Below are 15,749 nucleotides of genomic sequence, written 5' to 3'. Positions count from 1 at the left end.
CCGCGAAATATCATTCCGGGCTGCGACCAGGCCCGAAAATAGGACCCGGAATGATATTTCGCGGGTGGGGGTGGTCTCGCGAAACGGCGGCGCCTCAGTCGGCCAGCGGGAGCCGCACTTCGAAGCGCGCACCGGTCGGCAGGTTGTGCGCCGACACCGTGCCGCGGTGCGCGTGCACCAGCCCGGCCGCGATCGCCAGACCCAGCCCGGATCCGCTCGGCAGCGACGAATCCTTGCGCGGCACACGGGAGTTCGATCCGCGGTAGGCGACGTCGAACACCCGCGGCAGGTCGGCCTCGTCGATGCCGACGCCGGTGTCGTCGACGCGTGCCCACGCGCTGTTCTCGTCGGCGCCGAGGCCGAGGGTGACACTGCCGCCGGGCGGGGTGTGCGCGATCGCGTTCGCCACCAGATTCGACAGCACCCGCACCAGCGCGCGGTCGCTGCCGATCACCCGCACGGGTTGTTCCGGCAGGTTCGCCGTCAGCCGCACCCCGGCGCGTTCGGCGGTGATGCGGTGCGTGGCGAGCACATCGTCGACCACCTCGTCGAGGGCGACCCTGTCGAACATCGGGGTCAGCGCGCCGGCGTTGATCTTCGACATCTCGAACAGGTCGTCGACCATCTCGGAGAGCCGGATCGATTCGTTCTCAATGTGTTTGGCGTATACCTGGACCTCGTCGTCGGGGACGACGCCGTCGGCGATGGCCTCCGACAGCGCGCGGATCCCGGCCAGCGGGGTGCGCAGGTCGTGGCTGACGAACGCGACCAGACGGCGACGCGACTGTTCGGCGGCGTGTTCGGAGTCGCGGATCTCGGCTTCCCACACCGTGCGTCGCGCCTGATAGCGGCCGAGCATCACCGCCGCCGGGATCGTCACGATGGACACCACCAGCAGCACCACCGCGGTCCGCTCGAACGTCTGCGTGATCATGAACCCGCTCGCGCCGACCACGCCGGCGAGGGTGGCCAGCACCGGGATCAGCACCAGCGCCACCATGCTCGCCGCCAGCGACCACGTCCGCGCCAGCCGGACCACCGCGGCGCCGAGAAGCACCACCGGCACCGAGCAGGTCAGCGCCCAACCGGCGATCTCCCAGAAATCAGTCGTCTGCATCCGGCCGCCCTGCGGGCGGCTCCTCGGCCGCCCACATGTAGCCGCGGCCCCACACGGTCTGCACCCGGTGCCGGTCGCCGAGCTTCGCGCGCAGCCGCTTGACGTGCACCGTCACCGTGGACAGATCACCGAAGTCCCAGTGCCACACCTGCTTGAGCAGATCCTCCCGGGTGAAGACGGCGCCCGGATGGGTCAGGAAGAACAGCAGCAGGTCGAACTCACGGTTGGTCAGGCTGACGGGTCTTCCGGCGACGGTCACGGTGCGCGACGCCGTCGCGACGGTGAGGTCGCCGGCGGTGATGTCCATCGCGTGCGCGCCGGCGCCCACAGGCGCCCGCCGCAGCACCGACCGGACCCGCAGCGCCAGCTCGCGCGGGCTGAACGGTTTGGTCAGGTAGTCGTCGGCGCCGGCCTCCAGGCCCGCGATACGGTCGTCCTCCTCGCCGAGGGCGGTCAGCAGGATCACCGGCATCGCATAGCTGCCGTTCTGGCGCAGCCGCCGGCACAGCGACAGCCCGTCCGGGCCGGGCATCATCACGTCGAGCACCGCGACGTCGATGCGTTGCGAGCTCAGCAGCCGCAGCGCCTCGTTTCCGTCGTGGGCGGTGGACACCTCGAGGCCGTCCCGCTCGAGGTAGCGGCGGACGACATCGCGGACGACATCGTCGTCGTCGGCGATCAGCACTCGGGTCACCACATCGAGGTTAGCGCGGCCCGTCCACTACCAGGGCCGACGTCAGGATTTCGTCACCCGCGGCGCCTCAGTACAGCACTTTTCGCATGTTGTCCTCGTCGAGCCGGCGGCGCATCTCGTCGAGGTCGGCGTCGGCGAACATCGCCTTGGCCAGCTGCGCCGCGCTCGGCAGCGCGCCCGGGTCCCAGCTCTGCGGATCCCACGCATCGGAGCGCAGGAACGCTTTGGCGCAGTGGAAGAAGACCTCCTCGACGGCGATCTCCAGCGCCAGGATCGGGCGGCGGCCCTGGACCGTCATCGCGTCGAAGTAGTCGGCGTCGGCCATGATGCGGCCGGTGCCGTTGACCCGCAGGGTGTCGCCGCGGCCGGGGATGACGAACAGCGTCCCGACGCCGGGGCGCTCCAGCACATTGAGGTAGCCGTCGACGCGTTTGTTGCCGGGCCGTTCCGGGATCGCGATCGTGGTGTCGTCGATGACGTGCACGAACCCCGGCGGGTCGCCCTTCGGGGAGACGTCGACGCGGCCCGCGGCGTCGGTGGTCGCGACGAACGCCAGCGGGCAGTGCGTCAGCCAGTCCCGCATGATCGGCAGCAGCCGGGGCCCGACCTTGTTCGCGACGGCCTCGTGCGGATGCCCGACGATCGCGCGCAGTTCGTCGACGGTGCTCACTTGGCGGCTCATGCTGTCCATCATGCGGGCCGGCCGCCCGCGGCAGGGCGCTCCGTCAGGTCGCGCCGCCGAACCGGCGCACCAGGGCGCGGCGGTCGATCTTGCCGATGCCGCGGAGGGGAAGTTCGCCGAGGACATGCAGCTGCCGCGGTGCCGCAGTCGCCGGCAGGGTCTCGCAGACGTGAGAACGTAACTGCGCCAACGTCACCGACGCTCCGGGTGCCGGAACGACGGCGACCACCACCCGCTGGCCCAGCCGTTCGTCGGCGACCCCGAACACCGCGCACTCGGCGACGGCCGGATGCGTCGCGAGCGCGGCCTCGACCATTCCGGGCAGCACGGTCAAGCCGCCGGTACTGATCGCGTCGTCGGCGCGGCCCAACACCCGCAGCGTGCCGTCGGCCAGCACGCCGATGTCGTCGGTGCGGAACCATCCCGGCTCGGCGAACGGATCCGGGGTGACGGGGTTGCGGTATCCGGCCGCGACGGTGGGCCCACCCAGCCGGATGCGGCCGCCGGTCGGTCCGCCGTCGTCGATCCTGATCTCAACGCCGCGCAGCGGCACGCCGTCGTACACGCAGCCGCCGGCCGTCTCGCTCATCCCGTACGTCCGGATCACCGAAATCCCTGCCGCCGAAGCCTTCTCGGCGACCGCGGCGGGCATCGGGCCGCCGCCGATCAGCACCGCGTCCAGCGCCGCGAGCGCGGCGGTGGCCTCCGGGTCGCGCAGCGCCTTGTCCAGTTGCACCGCGACCAGCGACGCGTACCGGCGCCCGGATCCCATCTGCGCGACCGCGGGCGTGAGTTCGGCCGGGTCGAACGACGCCGCGACGGCCACCGGCCGGGTGCCCGCCAGCACGCTGCGCACCAACACCTGGAATCCCGCGACGTGATAGGCGGGCAGCGCGAGCAGCCACCGTCCCGGCCCGCCGAGACGCTGGTGGGTCGCGTCCGCACTGGCCACCAGCGCCGAGACGGTCAGCATCGCGCCCTTCGGCGCGCCCGTGGTTCCGGACGTCGACAGCACCGCGCCGACCGCGTCGTCGATCTCTTCACCGACACGCAACGCCGTCGCCAGCGCGGCGCTCTGCTCGGCGTCGTCGGCGGGCACCGGCAGCACCGCGGCGCGGCCGTCGAGGACGTCCTCGACGGCGGGCAGCTGGGTCAGCGCGGCGGCCCCGGAGCCGAACCCGACCGCCCGCAGAACGGCTATCGGCCCTCCTCCGCGTCATCGCGGGGATCGTCGAGCGGCCAGCCCTGCGCGGCCAGCCGGACGCGGACACGTTCGACGTCCTCGGGGGTGGGCAGGTTGTCGGTGACCTGGGTGATCAGCACGCCGATGTCGACGCCGTCGAACTCGGCGGTGCCGTGGATCTCGGCGCGGGTGAGCAGCTCGACGGCGACCGCTTTGACCTCGTCGTCGCTGAGCCGGCGACGCAGCAACGCCAGCAGCGGCACGCGGTCGGGACCCGGCACACCCTCGGGGTATCCGGCCACGATCCACGCCACGATCCTGGCGAGAAAATTGGTCACGAGCTCACTTCCGACACAGCCCTGGAATACGGACTCAGGCCTTCCGATAGTAGACGCGAAGGCTGTCGGGAACGGGTCGAGAATCGGGGCCGGCGAACGCCGGCACCACAGAAGATGAACAGTAGATGAACAGCTGCCCAGGGCCGGAGAATCCGCACGTCGCGGGCCCGACGCGAGTAGGTGAAAATTCGTTAAAACTCCCGGCCAGGCAGCAGAATCAAAGACATGAGCCCAGAGCTGATCATCTTGGTGCTGTTGATTGCCACCGCCCTGGCATTCGACTTCACCAACGGCTTTCACGACACCGGGAATGCGATGGCCACGTCCATCGCGACCGGCGCGCTGAAGCCGAAGACGGCGGTGCTGCTCGCGGGTGTGCTGAACCTGGTCGGTGCGTTCCTGTCCGTCGAGGTCGCGATCACGGTGACCACCTCGGTGCTCAACATCCAGGACGCCGGGACCGGTCAGCTGATCCCGTCGATCGACGCGTCGACCGGCTTGACGATCATCTTCGCCGGCCTCATCGGCGGCATCCTGTGGAACCTGCTCACCTGGCTGTTCGGCATCCCGTCCAGCTCGTCGCACGCGCTGTTCGGCGGCCTGATCGGGGCGGGGCTCGCCGCGATCGGCCTCGGCGGCGTCAACTGGGCCGGGGTGAGCCAGAAGGTGCTGATCCCGGCCGTCGCCGCACCGCTGATCGCGTGCCTGGTCGCCGGCTGCGGCACCTGGCTGGTCTACAGGATCACGCGCAACGTCAGCAAGAAGCAGCGTGAGGCCGGCTTCCGTTGGGGGCAGATCGCGACCGCCTCGCTGGTCGCGCTGTCGCACGGCACCAACGACGCGCAGAAGACGATGGGCGTCATCGCGCTCGCGCTGATCACCACCGGCAACCTCGGCGGCGACGTCAAGGAACAGGGTCTCCCGTTCTGGATCATCGCGTCCTGCGCGCTGGCCATCGGCCTCGGCACCTACCTGGGCGGCTGGCGGGTGATCCGCACCCTCGGCAAGGGCCTGGTCGAGATCGAGTCCCCGCAGGGTCTGGCCGCCGAGGCGTCGTCGGCGGCGATCATCCTGAGCTCCTCGGCCGCGGGGATGGCGCTGTCGACCACCCACGTCGCGACGGGTTCGATTCTCGGCAGTGGTGTCGGCAAGCCCGGCGCCGAGGTCCGCTGGGCCGTCGCCGGCCGGATGGCCGTCGCGTGGCTCATCACCCTGCCCGCCGCCGGCCTCGTCGGCGCCCTGTCGTACTGGCTGTCGCACGGTGTGAAGTCGCTGACCGGATCCGACCTCATCGGTGACGGCGTGATCTTCGCGCTGCTGTGCGGGCTGTCGTTCTACATGTGGTGGCGCGCCCAGCATCAGAAGGTCGACCACAGCAACGTCAACGCCGACTGGGACGACTCCACCAACTCGGTGATCCCCGCCGAACTGCGCGCCCCGGCTGCCCAGGACCCCCAGACCGCACCGGCACCCAAGTCCGCCCCGACGTCCGTCTGACCGGACAGCACAGAGGACATCAGATGACGTACTTCGAGAGCATTTCCAAGGTGCTCGGGATCGGGCTGCTGCTCGGCGCGGGCCTGCCCGCGATCTTCGCCCTCGGGCTGGTCGCGTACTCGCGCGGCACCGGATCCGACGGCAGCGACGGATCCGCGGTCACGGCACCGAAGCCGCTGGCCAAGTACGCCGGCGTGGCGCTGTTCGTGTTCGTCGGCTGGGTCATCCTGACCGCGGTGCTGTGGATCACCCGCGCGACCATCATCCACAACACCGGAATCGACCTGTTCCCGTTCCTGCCAAGGAAATGAGCTGATCGCATGGCGCAGAAGGCTTTCGACAACGTGCTGGCCTGGCTGCACGAGGGCTATCCGCACGGCGTGCCGCAGAAGGACTACTTTCCGCTGCTGGCCCTGTTGCGGCGCACCCTGACCGAAGATCAGGTGGTCAAAGTGGCCCAGACGGTGCTGCGCTCCACCGACGCCGACACCGTCACGCCCGCCCAGATCCACTCCGCGATCCACCGGATCACGGCCAAGGAACCCAACCCGGAAGAGATGCACCAGGTCGCCGCGCGCCTCGCGTCGGTCGGCTGGCCGCTCGCCGCTCCTGTGGATTAGCCGCTCGCGGCTGTCGTGGATTAGCCGCGAGTGTCCCGCCGGATCGGGTGATCCTCGGGCACCTGCACGAAGATCAGCGTGACGCCGTCGGGGTCGGTGACGTGCATCTCGTGCAGTCCCCACGGCTCCTGGCGGGCCTCCCGCGCGATCTCGACGCCGCGCTGCCGCAGCTGTTCCTGCGCGGCGGCCAGGTCGCGCACCTGAAGCCACAACGCCCCGGGGAACGGCGGCGCATCCTCGGCGGGCGCGCCGTGGCCGGCGATCTCGATCAGCGACTGGCCGGCGTAGAAGACCGTGCCGCCGCTGTACTCCCTGGCGATGGCCAACCCGATGCCGTCGCGGTAGAACGCGACCGAGCGCGCATAGTCCTTCGGACGGAACAACACCCGGCTGGCCAGGATCTCCATGGCTGTGTGTCTACCACGGCCGCATCACCCGATGTGGCGGTCCGTGCCGGTCCAGTACGGTTCGCGCAGCGCGCGTTTGAGCAGCTTGCCGCTCGGATTGCGGGGCAGTGCGTCGACGAAGTCCACCGACTTCGGCAGTTTGAACCCGGCCAGCCGGTGCCGGGCGTGGGCGATCAGCTCGGCCTCGGTGGGTGTCGCGCCGCGCGCCCGAACGACAATGGCCTTGACCGCCTCGCCCCACCGCGGATCCGGTACCCCGATGACGGCGACGTCGGCGACGCCCGGGTGCGTCATCAACACGTTCTCCACCTCGGCGGGATACACGTTCTCCGCGCCGGAGACGATCATGTCCTTGATCCGGTCGTGCAGGTACAGGTAGCCGTCGGCGTCGACGTATCCGGCGTCACCGGTCCTCAGCCAGCCGTCCGCGGTCAGCGTCGCCGCAGTCGCGTCCGGGTTGTTCCAGTAGCCCAGCATGTTCTGCTGCGATCGGGTCCACACCTCGCCGACGGCGCCCGGTGCGACGTCGGCTCCGGACGCGTCGACGATGCGGATCTGCACCCACGGATACGGCGTCCCGCAGGAGCGCAGCAGCGTCGGCAGGTGCTCGTCGCCGTCGAGTTGGGTGATCGACCCCGTCGACTCGGTCATGCCGTACACCTGGGCGAAGATGCCGCCGAACCGGTCCATGCCGCGCACCAGCACGTCGTCGGTGATCGGGGAGGCCCCGTACACCACGATCCGCAGCCCGGAGAAGTCCATGCCGTCGAGACCCGGTGTGTCGAGCAGGGATTGGATGACGGCGGGCACCAGCAGCATGTTGGTGACGCGGTGTCGGCCGATCGCGTCGAGGATCGCGGCGTGGTCGACATCGCGCAGCACCACCGTCGCCGCGCCCTGCCACAGCCCGGCCAGCGCCCATCCGAACCCGGCCATGTGGAACAGCGGCATCACCGCGAGGCTGACCGCGTCCGCGTCGAACTGCCACGGCCCCGCGACACCGGCGGTCTTGCACACGAAATTGGTGTTGCTGAGCATCACCCCCTTGGGCGCCCCGGTGGTGCCCGAGGTGTACATCAGGAACACCAGATCGTCCGGGCCGGTGACGACGCCCGGATCCACCGCGGGCGCCTGACCGACGAAGCCGGCGAAATCCGGCCAGCGGTCGTGGTTTCCGACGACGACGATGCCGGCGTCGATGTCGTCCTCGATCTCCTCGACCCGGTCGACGAACTCCTGTCCGACCACCACCACCGACACGGCGGCGTCGGTGAGGACGTGCCGGATCTCGGGGGCGGTCAGCCGCCAGTTCACCGGCACCGCCACCGCGCCGAGCTTGGCCAGACCGAACGCGACGTCGAAGTATTCGGCGCCGTTGCGCTCGACGAACGCGACTCGGTCACCGAACCCCACACCGGCCTGTGAGAACGCTTGCGCCGCACGGCTGGACCGGTCGTCGAGTTCGGCGTAGCTGATGACGCGGTCGCCGACGATCAGCGCGGGTGCGCCGGGCCGTTCCCGGGCGTGACCGCGGACGATGTCGGCGAGGTTGGCGAACAACGCTTTTCAGTCCTTGGGCTGCATGCGCTGGCGTTTCATGATGGTGTCGACCGCGGCCGGGGCGACGCTGTTGATCGCGTGCGCGGTGACCGCGATGCGGGGCGCGATGCTGACCGGGCGGTGCCGCGCGGCGGTGATGATCCACCCGGCGGCCTCGTCGGCCGACAGCCCGGGCAGCCCGTCGTAGGCGCGGGTCGGCGCGATCATCGGGGTCTTCACCAGCGGGTAGTACAGCGTGGTCGCGTGCACGCCGCGGTCGGACCACTCGGTCTCGATGATGCGGCTGATCGAGCTCAGCGCCGCCTTGGACGCGTTGTACACCCCGAACAGCGGCGGGCTCTCGGTCTTCACGCCCCAGGTGGACACGTTGATGATGTGGCCGTCCCCGCGCTCCAGCATGCCCGGCGCCAGACCGCGGATCAGCCTCAGCGGGCCGTAGTAGTTCAGCGTCATCGTCCGCTCGACGTCGTGCCAGCGCTCCAGCGACTCCTCCAGCGGGCGGCGGATGGAGCGCCCGGCGTTGTTGACCAGGATGTCGATGCCGCCCAGCTCCTTCTCGACGGTCGCGACCAGCGCGTCGACCGCGTCGAGATCGGACAGGTCGCACGCGTGCGCGCGGGCGTCCCCGCCGGCGTCGGTGATCCGGGTGACCAGCGCGTCGAGCAGCTCTCCGCGCCGCGCGACCACGACAACCGTCGCGCCGCGGCGCGCCAGCTTCTCGGCGGCCGCCTCGCCGATGCCCGACGACGCGCCGGTCATCAGCACCCGCTTGCCGCGCAGCTCGATGGTCTCGCGGGTGGGCCGGTTCAGCAGCGCGGGCAGGATCGGCGGCCGCATGCTGGTCAGCACCACCTGGTCGGCCAGCCGCCGCAGCGGGTTCCTCGTCACGCAGCGGAGTCTATTTCCGGTGCCGAAATTGCATTCCAGCAGGACCTCACTCGCAACTTTCCTGCTGGAACGCAATCTCGGCGGGTCAGGCGAGCAGCTTCTCGCTGAGCTCCCACAGTTTCTCGGCCGATTCGGGATCCACGGCGTAGCCGGTGACACCCGGCGTGAGCGTCAGCGGTCCGGAACCCATCTCGATGCTGACGGGACGAACATCGGGCTCGAGCGGCGCGATGTCGGCGTCGACGAGGTCGCCGCCCATGATGCCGGCGTTGTTGATCAGCATGTGCAGCGGAGTGTCGGTGTGCTCGGCGACGAACCGGTCGACGGATGCGGGATCCATCAGGTCGAGCTGCGCGATCCGCACCCGGTCGACGCCCGCGAGCGCGGCCGCGGCGGTTCCGGGATTACGGCTGGCCACCACGACGTTGGCACCAGCGTCGGCCAGGGCGCGGGTGGTCTCGAGTCCGAGGCCGACGTGTCCGGCCGTGACGATGGCGTTGCGTCCGGTCAGGTCGATGCCTGCGAGGACGTCCGTGGTGGTCGACGCGGGTCCGAATCCGGTTCCGATGGGGTGTTGTTTGTTGGTCATGACACCACTGTGCGTCGGCGATCTCGTACTTTGAATAGTTGAAAGTTCGGAAAACATGCGTGATAGTACGAACGTGATTCGCGATCAGCTCTCCGACGTCTTCGATCTCATCGAGGTCAGGGGACTGCTCACCGGCGGGCTGTCGGTGCGCGGGGACTGGCGCGCGACGTTCGACCTGGCGCACCCGCTGAAGATGGTGGCGGTGGTCTGCGGGCGGCTGCGGGCGACCGCCGACGGGTGCGCCCCGATCGAGTTGGGGCCCGGCGATGTCGCGATCCTCAATCACCGCACGACGATGACGATCGAGGGCGGGCCGCGTCTGGGCCCGCCGGCAGAACTCGACATCGCGGTCGCGGAGCAGGCATTCGCGCGCGGGGAAATCGAGTGCGGCGAGGCCGACGTGATCCTCGGCGGCCACGTCGACGTGAACCCGATCGGTGAAGCGCTGCTGGCCCAGGCGCTGCCGCCCGTCAGCCATGTGCGCGCGTCCGCCGAACAGGCGCCCAACCTGCACGCGATCCTCGCCAAGGTCATCGACGAAGTGCGGGGCAACAGGGTCGGTTCCGCGTTCGCCGTGCATCAGCAGGGCCAACTGCTGCTGCTGGAGGTGCTGCGCGCGTTCATCGCCCAGACCGACGAGCTGCCCCCGGGCTGGTTGCGCCTGCTCAGTGACGAAAGGCTGCGGGCGGCCGTCGCGGCCATGCACGACGAACCCGGAAAGCCTTGGCGGCTGGAGGAACTCGCCCGCATCTCGGCGATGTCGCGGACCTCGTTCGCCGAACGCTTCCGGTCGGTGGCCGGCGTGCCGCCGCTGACCTACCTGAACACCTGGCGGATGCAGCTGGCCCGCAACGCGTTGCGCGACAGCGAGGCCCGGGTGGCGCCGCTGGCGGCCCGATTGGGCTACGCGTCGGAGAGCGCGTTCAGCAACGCGTTCAAACGCCAGGTCGGGATGTCGCCGTTGCGCTACCGCGCCGCCCAGGCGATTTCGGTGTAGTTGGTCAACCTCAGCGTGACCAACTACACCGAAATCGCTCAGAAGTAGCGGGGGAACGGCGTCCAGTCTGGGTCGCGCTTCTCCAGGAACGCGTCGCGGCCCTCGACGGCCTCGTCGGTCATGTACGCCAGCCGCGTCGCCTCCCCGGCGAACAGCTGCTGGCCCACCAGGCCGTCCTCCGGAAGGTTGAACGCGTACTTCAGCATCCGGATGGCTTGCGGCGACTTGCCATTGATCTCCGAAGCCCACTGCAGCGCAACAGTTTCCAAATCGGCATGGTCGACCACTTCGTTGACCGCGCCCATCGCGTGCATCTGCTCGGCGGTGTAGGGACGGCCCAGGAAGAAGATCTCGCGGGCGAACTTCTGCCCGACCTGGCTGGCCAGGTACGCCGACCCGTAGCCGGCGTCGAAGGAGCCGACGTCGGCGTCGGTCTGCTTGAAGCGGGCGTGTTCGCGCGAGGCCAGCGTCAGGTCGCACACCACGTGCAGCGAATGCCCGCCGCCGGCGGCCCACCCGTTGACCAGACAGATCACCGGCTTGGGCATGAAGCGGATCAGCCGCTGCACCTCCAGGATGTGCAGCCGGCCCGCGCGGGCCGGGTCGACGGTCTCGGCCGTCTCCCCGGACGCGTACTGGTAGCCGCTGCGGCCGCGGATGCGCTGATCGCCGCCGGAGCAGAACGCCCAGCCGCCGTCCTTCGGGGAAGGGCCGTTGCCGGTCAGCAGCACCACGCCGACGTCCGAGGACATCCGTGCGTGGTCGAGCACGCGGTACAGCTCGTCGACGGTGTGCGGGCGGAACGCGTTGCGCACCTCCGGACGGTCGAACGCGATCCGCACGGTCGGACGGCGTTCACCGTCGGCGACGTGGCGGTGGTAGGTGATGTCGGTCAGGTCGTCGAAGCCGGACACCGGCTCCCAGAGGCTGGCGTCGAACGGGTTGCTCACGGCTTAGACCGTATCGAAGCGGAATACCGGGCAGCGCCCGGCCAGTGCCTCGAACTCGTCGGGGTTGGCCCCGGTGACCAGCCCGGCGTTCTTCATGAAGTCCACTCCGGTCGGTACCAGCACCGGGAACTGGCGTAGCAGCGGCCGGGCCTGCTCGACCGGCAGCTCGACCATCCGCACGGTCTGGCGGCTCTTCCCGCGCGCCAGCACCGCCTCCGGGTTGGCCTGCAGATTGCGCACCCAGTCCGAGCCGGGCAGGCCGCCCACCACATAACGCCGACCGTCCACCTCGAACGGCGTGACCGGCGTCGGCCGCGGTTTCCCGGACTTGCGTCCGGTGACGATCAGCACCGCCGGGCCGTTGGTGAACAGACCCGTCCGGTTCAGCGCGATCATCACCTTGTTCACGTACTTCAGCCACCACGGCGGCCGGATCCGCTCGCTACTCGCCATGGATTCGACGCTACAGCGGGATCCCGTGCGCCCACAGTGCCGCGATCAGGCCGTCCCGCCGTTCGCGGGTGGGCAACGGGTCGACGAGCGCGAACGCGCAGCCGAGCGTGCGGGCGCCCCCGTCGGCTTCGTCGCTGTCGCCGACCATCAGCGTGCGCGCCGCGGTGACGCCCAGCCGGTCGAGCGCGGTCTGGAAGATCGCCGGGTCCGGTTTCACCGCGCCGACCTCGAAGGACAGCACGAACTCGTCGACCGTCCCGACCCCGGCGAATGCGGGCCGCAGGTCGAACGCGATGTTGGACACCACTGCGGTCTTGATGCCGCGGCGGCGCAGGCCGTCGAGAACGGTGGGGGTGTCCGGGTACGGCGTCCAGCAGGCCGGGTCGATCGCGTGGGAGTACAGCGCCTCGGCGTGGTGGCGGGCCAGCCCGGACTCGCGCAGCACGTGCAGGTAGGCCTCACGGTGCAGGTGCGGTTCGAGGTCGCGTTTCATCCACGCGTCGAGCGCCTGCGGCGTCATCGACACCGATCGTCCGGTCGGCTGGGTCAGCCGGCGCATCAGCTCGGCCTGCACGTGCGCGTCGACCTCGCCCTTGTCCTCGGTGTCGAGTTCCATGCCCCGAAACCAGCTCTCGTCCTCTTCCAGCCGGAACAGCGTGCCGGAGAAATCGAACAGCACCGCGTCGAAGTCACTCATCCCGTCCATCGTGCCAGGTGTGGAAAATCGGCGTTTTGGCTAAATAGTCAGGCATGACCGACATCGCGAAGGCTGTCGTCGTGGTGCCGGCGCACAACGAGAACGACCACCTCCCGGACTGCCTGCGGGCGTTGACGACCGCGGCGCTGTGCCTGCCGATCGGCGTCACGACGGTCGTGGTGCTGGATTCCTGCGACGACGGCAGCGAGGCACACGCCGGCGCTTTCGGGCCGGACGTGCACTTCGTCTCCGTCGAGGCGGGCAACGTCGGCGCCGCGCGGGCCGCGGGTTTCGAGTACGCCAGGACGTTGCACGCCGACGTGGACCCGGCCCGCACCTGGTACGCCACCACGGATGCCGACAGCGCGGTCGACGCCGACTGGCTGGTGCGGATGATCGCCGCGGACGCCGACATGGTGCTCGGGGTGGTGCGCATCCCGGCGTGGCGGAACTTCTCGCCCGCGGTGGCGCGGCGCTACCTGGCCGGCTACCGCACACACGGCACCAGCCACCGCCACATCCACGGCGCCAACATGGGTTTCCGCGCCGACGCGTACTGGCATGTCGGCGGGTTCCGCGCGTTGGCGAGCAGTGAGGATGTCGACCTGGTGCGCCGCTTCGAAGCCGCCGCGTTGTCCATCCACCGCGACCGCGGCCTGTCGGTCGCGACGTCGGACCGCAGCGAGGGCCGCGCCCCCGGCGGCTTCGCGCAGCATCTGCGCGACATCGCCCAGACCGTCAGTGGACGGTCCGCGGAAGTGATCCCGTGACCGCAGGCCTGGTCCGGCAGTGGCTGGGGTCCGGAGAACTCGACCTTCCGCTGCCGGGCCGCGGCGACACCGCGCAGCGTTGGCGACGGCTGGCCGCCCTGTCCGAGATCGACGTGGTCGCAGGCCGTCTCGCCGAAGCGCACGTCGATGCCGTCGCGATCCTGGTCGAGCTGACCGGCAGCGGTCCTGGCCCGGGCCAGTGGTGGGGGGTGTGGGCGGCCGAGTCCGGTGAGGCGGCGCTGAGTGCGCGCGAGGACGGCGCGGGGGTGCTGCTCGACGGCACCAAACCGTGGTGTTCGGGCGCTGGTCTGTGCACGCACGCGCTGGTCACCGCGCGGCTGGCCTCGGGGGAGCGGGGGCTGTTCGCGGTCGACCTCGCGACACCGGGTGTGCGGGCACTTCCGGACCGCTGGAGCAACGCCGGCATGGCCGAATCCGACACCCGCTCGGTGCAATTCGACGCGGTACCGGCGCGGCCGGCCGGTGCGCCCGGTGAGTATCTGAGCAGGACGGGGTTCTGGCACGGCGCCGCCGGGGTGGCCGCATGCTGGCTCGGCGGAGCCCGCGCCGTCGCCGCCGCGCTGTACCAGCGGGCGTCCTCGAGCCGCGCTGACGCGCACACGCTGGCCCACCTCGGTGCGGTGGACGCCGCACTGGCCGGCGCGGACGCGACGCTGACGGCGGTGGCCCACGAATTCGACGCCGATCCCGACAATCGCGGGGGCGCAGCGGAACTGCACGCGCGCCGGGCCCGCGCGGTCGTGGAGGCCGCCGTCGACGAGACGTTGACCCGCACCGCACGCGCCCTCGGTCCCGCGCCGCTGGCGATGGACGCCGAGCACGCCCGGCGGGTGGCCGACCTGTCGATCTACGTGCGGCAGAGCCACGCCGAACGCGATCTCGAACGCCTCGGTGCGCTGGCGGCGGGGACGCCGTGAGCAACTCCGGACGACTGGCCGCGGCGCCGCTGCGGGACGGCGGCACACCTGAAACCGTCTGGGCTGCTGCGGGACTCGACCTCCCGGCGCTGGAACTGTCGACCTGCCCGGACCTCGTCGTGGTCGGTGCGCACCCCGATGACGAGACCCTGGGTTTCGGTGTCGCGATGACGATGCTGGCCGACGCCGGGGTGCGGGTGCAGGTGGTGTCGGCCAGTGACGGCGGTGCCGCGTTCCCGGACGCGACACCGCGACAGCGCCACACGCTGGAACAGACCCGCCGGGCCGAGTTGCACGCGGCGGCAGACGAGCTCGGGGTCTCGACCCCGATCAGCCTCGGCCTGCCGGACGGGGAGATCGCACAGCACGAGCGGCACCTCACCGACGTGCTCGTCGAGATCCTGGCAGGCCGGCCGGCGGGCACATGGTGCGCGGCCACCTGGCGCGGTGACGGACATCCCGACCACGAGGCCGTCGGCAGGGCCGCCGCCCACGCCGCGGACGTCACCGGTGCGGTGCTGGTGGAGTACCCGGTGTGGATGTGGCACTGGGCGAGCCCGGGGGATGGCGCCGTGCCGTGGTCGCGGGCCTTCGCGGTGCCGGCCACATCGGCGGCCATCACGCGAAAGACCGCCGCGGCAGCTCACTTTCGCAGCCAGTTCACCCCACCCGAACCCGGCGGCGAACCGGTACTGCCCGCGTACTTCCTGCCCCGCCTGCTGAGCGTCGGCGAGGTGATCTTCCGCTGAACGGCCGGCTTCCCGACAGCTTCTTCGACCGCATGTACGCCCAGGCGGCCGATCCCTGGCAGCTGGAATCCCGCTGGTACGAACAGCGCAAGTACGCGATCACCACCGCACTGCTGCCGTATGCGCGCTATCGGCTCGCGTTCGAACCCGGCTGCTCGATCGGGGTGCTCACCGAGGCGCTGCTGGCGCGCTGCGATCACGTGGTCAGCGCCGACGTCAGCGTCGCGGCGCTGGATCGTGCGGCTCAGCGCCTCCACGCGCGTGGGCTGCGGCAGCGGGCGACACTGCTGCACGGCTCGCTCGACCAGCCCTGGCCCGCGCAACCTTTCGACCTCGTCGTGCTCTCCGAGGTGTGCTACTACCTGCAGCCGGCGACGCTGCGCGAGGTGCTGGATCGCGAGGTGCCGCGGCTGGCCCCGAACACGACGGTGGTGGCCGCACATTGGCGCCATCCCGTCGCCGAATATCCGATGACCGGTGACCACGCCAACGACATCATCGGCGCCACCGAGGGTCTGCACCAGCTCGCCGGCTACCGCGACGGCGACGTGGCGATCGACGTGTACGACACCGCCGGCGGCGCCTCGGTGGCGGCCCGCACCCACGTCCCCGGCGCCTGA

At 70.4% G+C, this 15,749-nt stretch carries 20 protein-coding genes; 8 read left to right on the top strand and 12 right to left on the bottom strand.

All coding sequences use genetic code 11. The annotated features are described in order from the left end of the window. Positions 1–94: 94 nt before the first annotated feature. From BST38_RS18195 to BST38_RS18175, 5 genes are all read right to left on the bottom strand, one after another. Positions 95–1,117 carry a sensor histidine kinase gene (locus tag BST38_RS18195; RefSeq protein ID WP_083144858.1) on the bottom strand — a complete coding sequence of 341 codons (1,023 nt, stop codon included), beginning with the start codon at positions 1,115–1,117 and terminating at the stop codon, positions 95–97. Next, positions 1,104–1,811, bottom strand: coding sequence for a response regulator transcription factor (locus tag BST38_RS18190; protein WP_181791998.1), 708 nt, complete (start codon positions 1,809–1,811; stop codon positions 1,104–1,106). Before BST38_RS18190 ends, BST38_RS18195 begins: the two co-directional genes overlap by 14 nt. A 67-nt stretch (positions 1,812–1,878) precedes the next feature. Continuing rightward, positions 1,879–2,493 carry a pyridoxamine 5'-phosphate oxidase family protein gene (locus tag BST38_RS18185; protein ID WP_083144899.1) on the bottom strand — a complete coding sequence of 205 codons (615 nt, stop codon included), beginning with the start codon at positions 2,491–2,493 and terminating at the stop codon, positions 1,879–1,881. 43 nt (positions 2,494–2,536) lie between these two features. Next, positions 2,537–3,640 (bottom strand): o-succinylbenzoate--CoA ligase, encoded by a 1,104-nt coding sequence (gene menE, locus BST38_RS18180; protein ID WP_083144854.1) that lies wholly within the window; start codon positions 3,638–3,640, stop codon positions 2,537–2,539. A 50-nt stretch (positions 3,641–3,690) separates the two neighbouring features. Next, positions 3,691–4,014, bottom strand: a complete 324-nt coding sequence (locus BST38_RS18175; RefSeq protein WP_083144852.1) for a DUF3349 domain-containing protein — start codon at positions 4,012–4,014, stop codon at positions 3,691–3,693. 225 nt (positions 4,015–4,239) lie between these two features. Here BST38_RS18175 and BST38_RS18170 point away from each other — a divergent pair, with 225 nt between their 5' ends. Genes BST38_RS18170 through BST38_RS18160 form a run of 3 tightly spaced genes read left to right on the top strand, consistent with a single transcriptional unit; the run spans position 4,240 to position 6,131 of the window. Continuing rightward, positions 4,240–5,511, top strand: a complete 1,272-nt coding sequence (locus BST38_RS18170) for an inorganic phosphate transporter (RefSeq protein ID WP_083144849.1) — start codon at positions 4,240–4,242, stop codon at positions 5,509–5,511. A gap of 23 nt (positions 5,512–5,534) precedes the next feature. After that, positions 5,535–5,822: a hypothetical protein gene (locus BST38_RS18165; RefSeq protein WP_083144847.1), complete on the top strand. Its 288-nt coding sequence runs from the start codon at positions 5,535–5,537 to the stop codon at positions 5,820–5,822. Between the two features lie 9 nt (positions 5,823–5,831). After that, positions 5,832–6,131 carry a DUF3349 domain-containing protein gene (locus BST38_RS18160; RefSeq protein ID WP_083144845.1) on the top strand — a complete coding sequence of 100 codons (300 nt, stop codon included), beginning with the start codon at positions 5,832–5,834 and terminating at the stop codon, positions 6,129–6,131. Between the two features lie 20 nt (positions 6,132–6,151). On the opposite strand, the gene BST38_RS18155 is transcribed toward BST38_RS18160, so the two are convergent. The 4 genes from BST38_RS18155 to BST38_RS18140 all read right to left on the bottom strand — a co-directional run bounded on the left by BST38_RS18155 (position 6,152) and on the right by BST38_RS18140 (position 9,575). Continuing rightward, entirely contained in the window at positions 6,152–6,538 is a 387-nt protein-coding gene (locus BST38_RS18155) for a VOC family protein (RefSeq protein ID WP_083144843.1), read from the bottom strand. Between the two features lie 24 nt (positions 6,539–6,562). Beyond that, a complete protein-coding gene (locus tag BST38_RS18150; protein WP_083144842.1) occupies positions 6,563–8,098 on the bottom strand; it encodes a long-chain-fatty-acid--CoA ligase in 1,536 nt (511 codons plus the stop codon). 6 nt (positions 8,099–8,104) lie between these two features. Continuing rightward, the gene (locus BST38_RS18145) at positions 8,105–8,986 is read right to left on the bottom strand and encodes an SDR family oxidoreductase (protein WP_083144840.1); all 882 of its coding nucleotides are present in this window, start codon (positions 8,984–8,986) and stop codon (positions 8,105–8,107) included. Between the two features lie 85 nt (positions 8,987–9,071). After that, entirely contained in the window at positions 9,072–9,575 is a 504-nt protein-coding gene (locus BST38_RS18140) for an SDR family NAD(P)-dependent oxidoreductase (protein WP_083144838.1), read from the bottom strand. 55 nt (positions 9,576–9,630) lie between these two features. Here BST38_RS18140 and BST38_RS18135 point away from each other — a divergent pair, with 55 nt between their 5' ends. Further along, positions 9,631–10,572 carry an AraC family transcriptional regulator gene (locus tag BST38_RS18135; protein ID WP_083144836.1) on the top strand — a complete coding sequence of 314 codons (942 nt, stop codon included), beginning with the start codon at positions 9,631–9,633 and terminating at the stop codon, positions 10,570–10,572. A gap of 38 nt (positions 10,573–10,610) precedes the next feature. Here the strand turns inward: BST38_RS18135 and BST38_RS18130 are convergent, their stop codons facing one another. Genes BST38_RS18130 through BST38_RS18120 form a run of 3 tightly spaced genes read right to left on the bottom strand, consistent with a single transcriptional unit; the run spans position 10,611 to position 12,672 of the window. Further along, the gene (locus BST38_RS18130) at positions 10,611–11,522 is read right to left on the bottom strand and encodes a 1,4-dihydroxy-2-naphthoyl-CoA synthase (protein WP_083144834.1); all 912 of its coding nucleotides are present in this window, start codon (positions 11,520–11,522) and stop codon (positions 10,611–10,613) included. Positions 11,523–11,525: 3 nt separating this feature from the next. Then, positions 11,526–11,975 carry a nitroreductase family deazaflavin-dependent oxidoreductase gene (locus tag BST38_RS18125; protein WP_083144832.1) on the bottom strand — a complete coding sequence of 150 codons (450 nt, stop codon included), beginning with the start codon at positions 11,973–11,975 and terminating at the stop codon, positions 11,526–11,528. Between the two features lie 10 nt (positions 11,976–11,985). Continuing rightward, positions 11,986–12,672: an HAD family hydrolase gene (locus BST38_RS18120; RefSeq protein WP_083144898.1), complete on the bottom strand. Its 687-nt coding sequence runs from the start codon at positions 12,670–12,672 to the stop codon at positions 11,986–11,988. Positions 12,673–12,725: 53 nt separating this feature from the next. Here BST38_RS18120 and BST38_RS18115 point away from each other — a divergent pair, with 53 nt between their 5' ends. From BST38_RS18115 to BST38_RS18100, 4 genes are read left to right on the top strand one after another with little or no spacing between them, the layout of a single operon-like run. Continuing rightward, the gene (locus tag BST38_RS18115; RefSeq protein ID WP_083144830.1) at positions 12,726–13,442 is read left to right on the top strand and encodes a glycosyltransferase family 2 protein; all 717 of its coding nucleotides are present in this window, start codon (positions 12,726–12,728) and stop codon (positions 13,440–13,442) included. Next, positions 13,439–14,380 carry an acyl-CoA dehydrogenase family protein gene (locus tag BST38_RS18110; RefSeq protein WP_083144829.1) on the top strand — a complete coding sequence of 314 codons (942 nt, stop codon included), beginning with the start codon at positions 13,439–13,441 and terminating at the stop codon, positions 14,378–14,380. Before BST38_RS18115 ends, BST38_RS18110 begins: the two co-directional genes overlap by 4 nt. Further along, positions 14,377–15,129: a PIG-L deacetylase family protein gene (locus tag BST38_RS18105; RefSeq protein WP_083144826.1), complete on the top strand. Its 753-nt coding sequence runs from the start codon at positions 14,377–14,379 to the stop codon at positions 15,127–15,129. Before BST38_RS18110 ends, BST38_RS18105 begins: the two co-directional genes overlap by 4 nt. A 32-nt stretch (positions 15,130–15,161) precedes the next feature. After that, positions 15,162–15,749 (top strand): class I SAM-dependent methyltransferase, encoded by a 588-nt coding sequence (locus BST38_RS18100; RefSeq protein ID WP_083144824.1) that lies wholly within the window; start codon positions 15,162–15,164, stop codon positions 15,747–15,749.

It is taken from the genome of Mycolicibacterium parafortuitum, assembly GCF_002086815.1.
Classification (GTDB): domain Bacteria; phylum Actinomycetota; class Actinomycetes; order Mycobacteriales; family Mycobacteriaceae; genus Mycobacterium; species Mycobacterium parafortuitum.
Note: the sequence above shows the minus strand (reverse complement) of the source record. Positions and strands in the feature narration are given on the sequence as shown.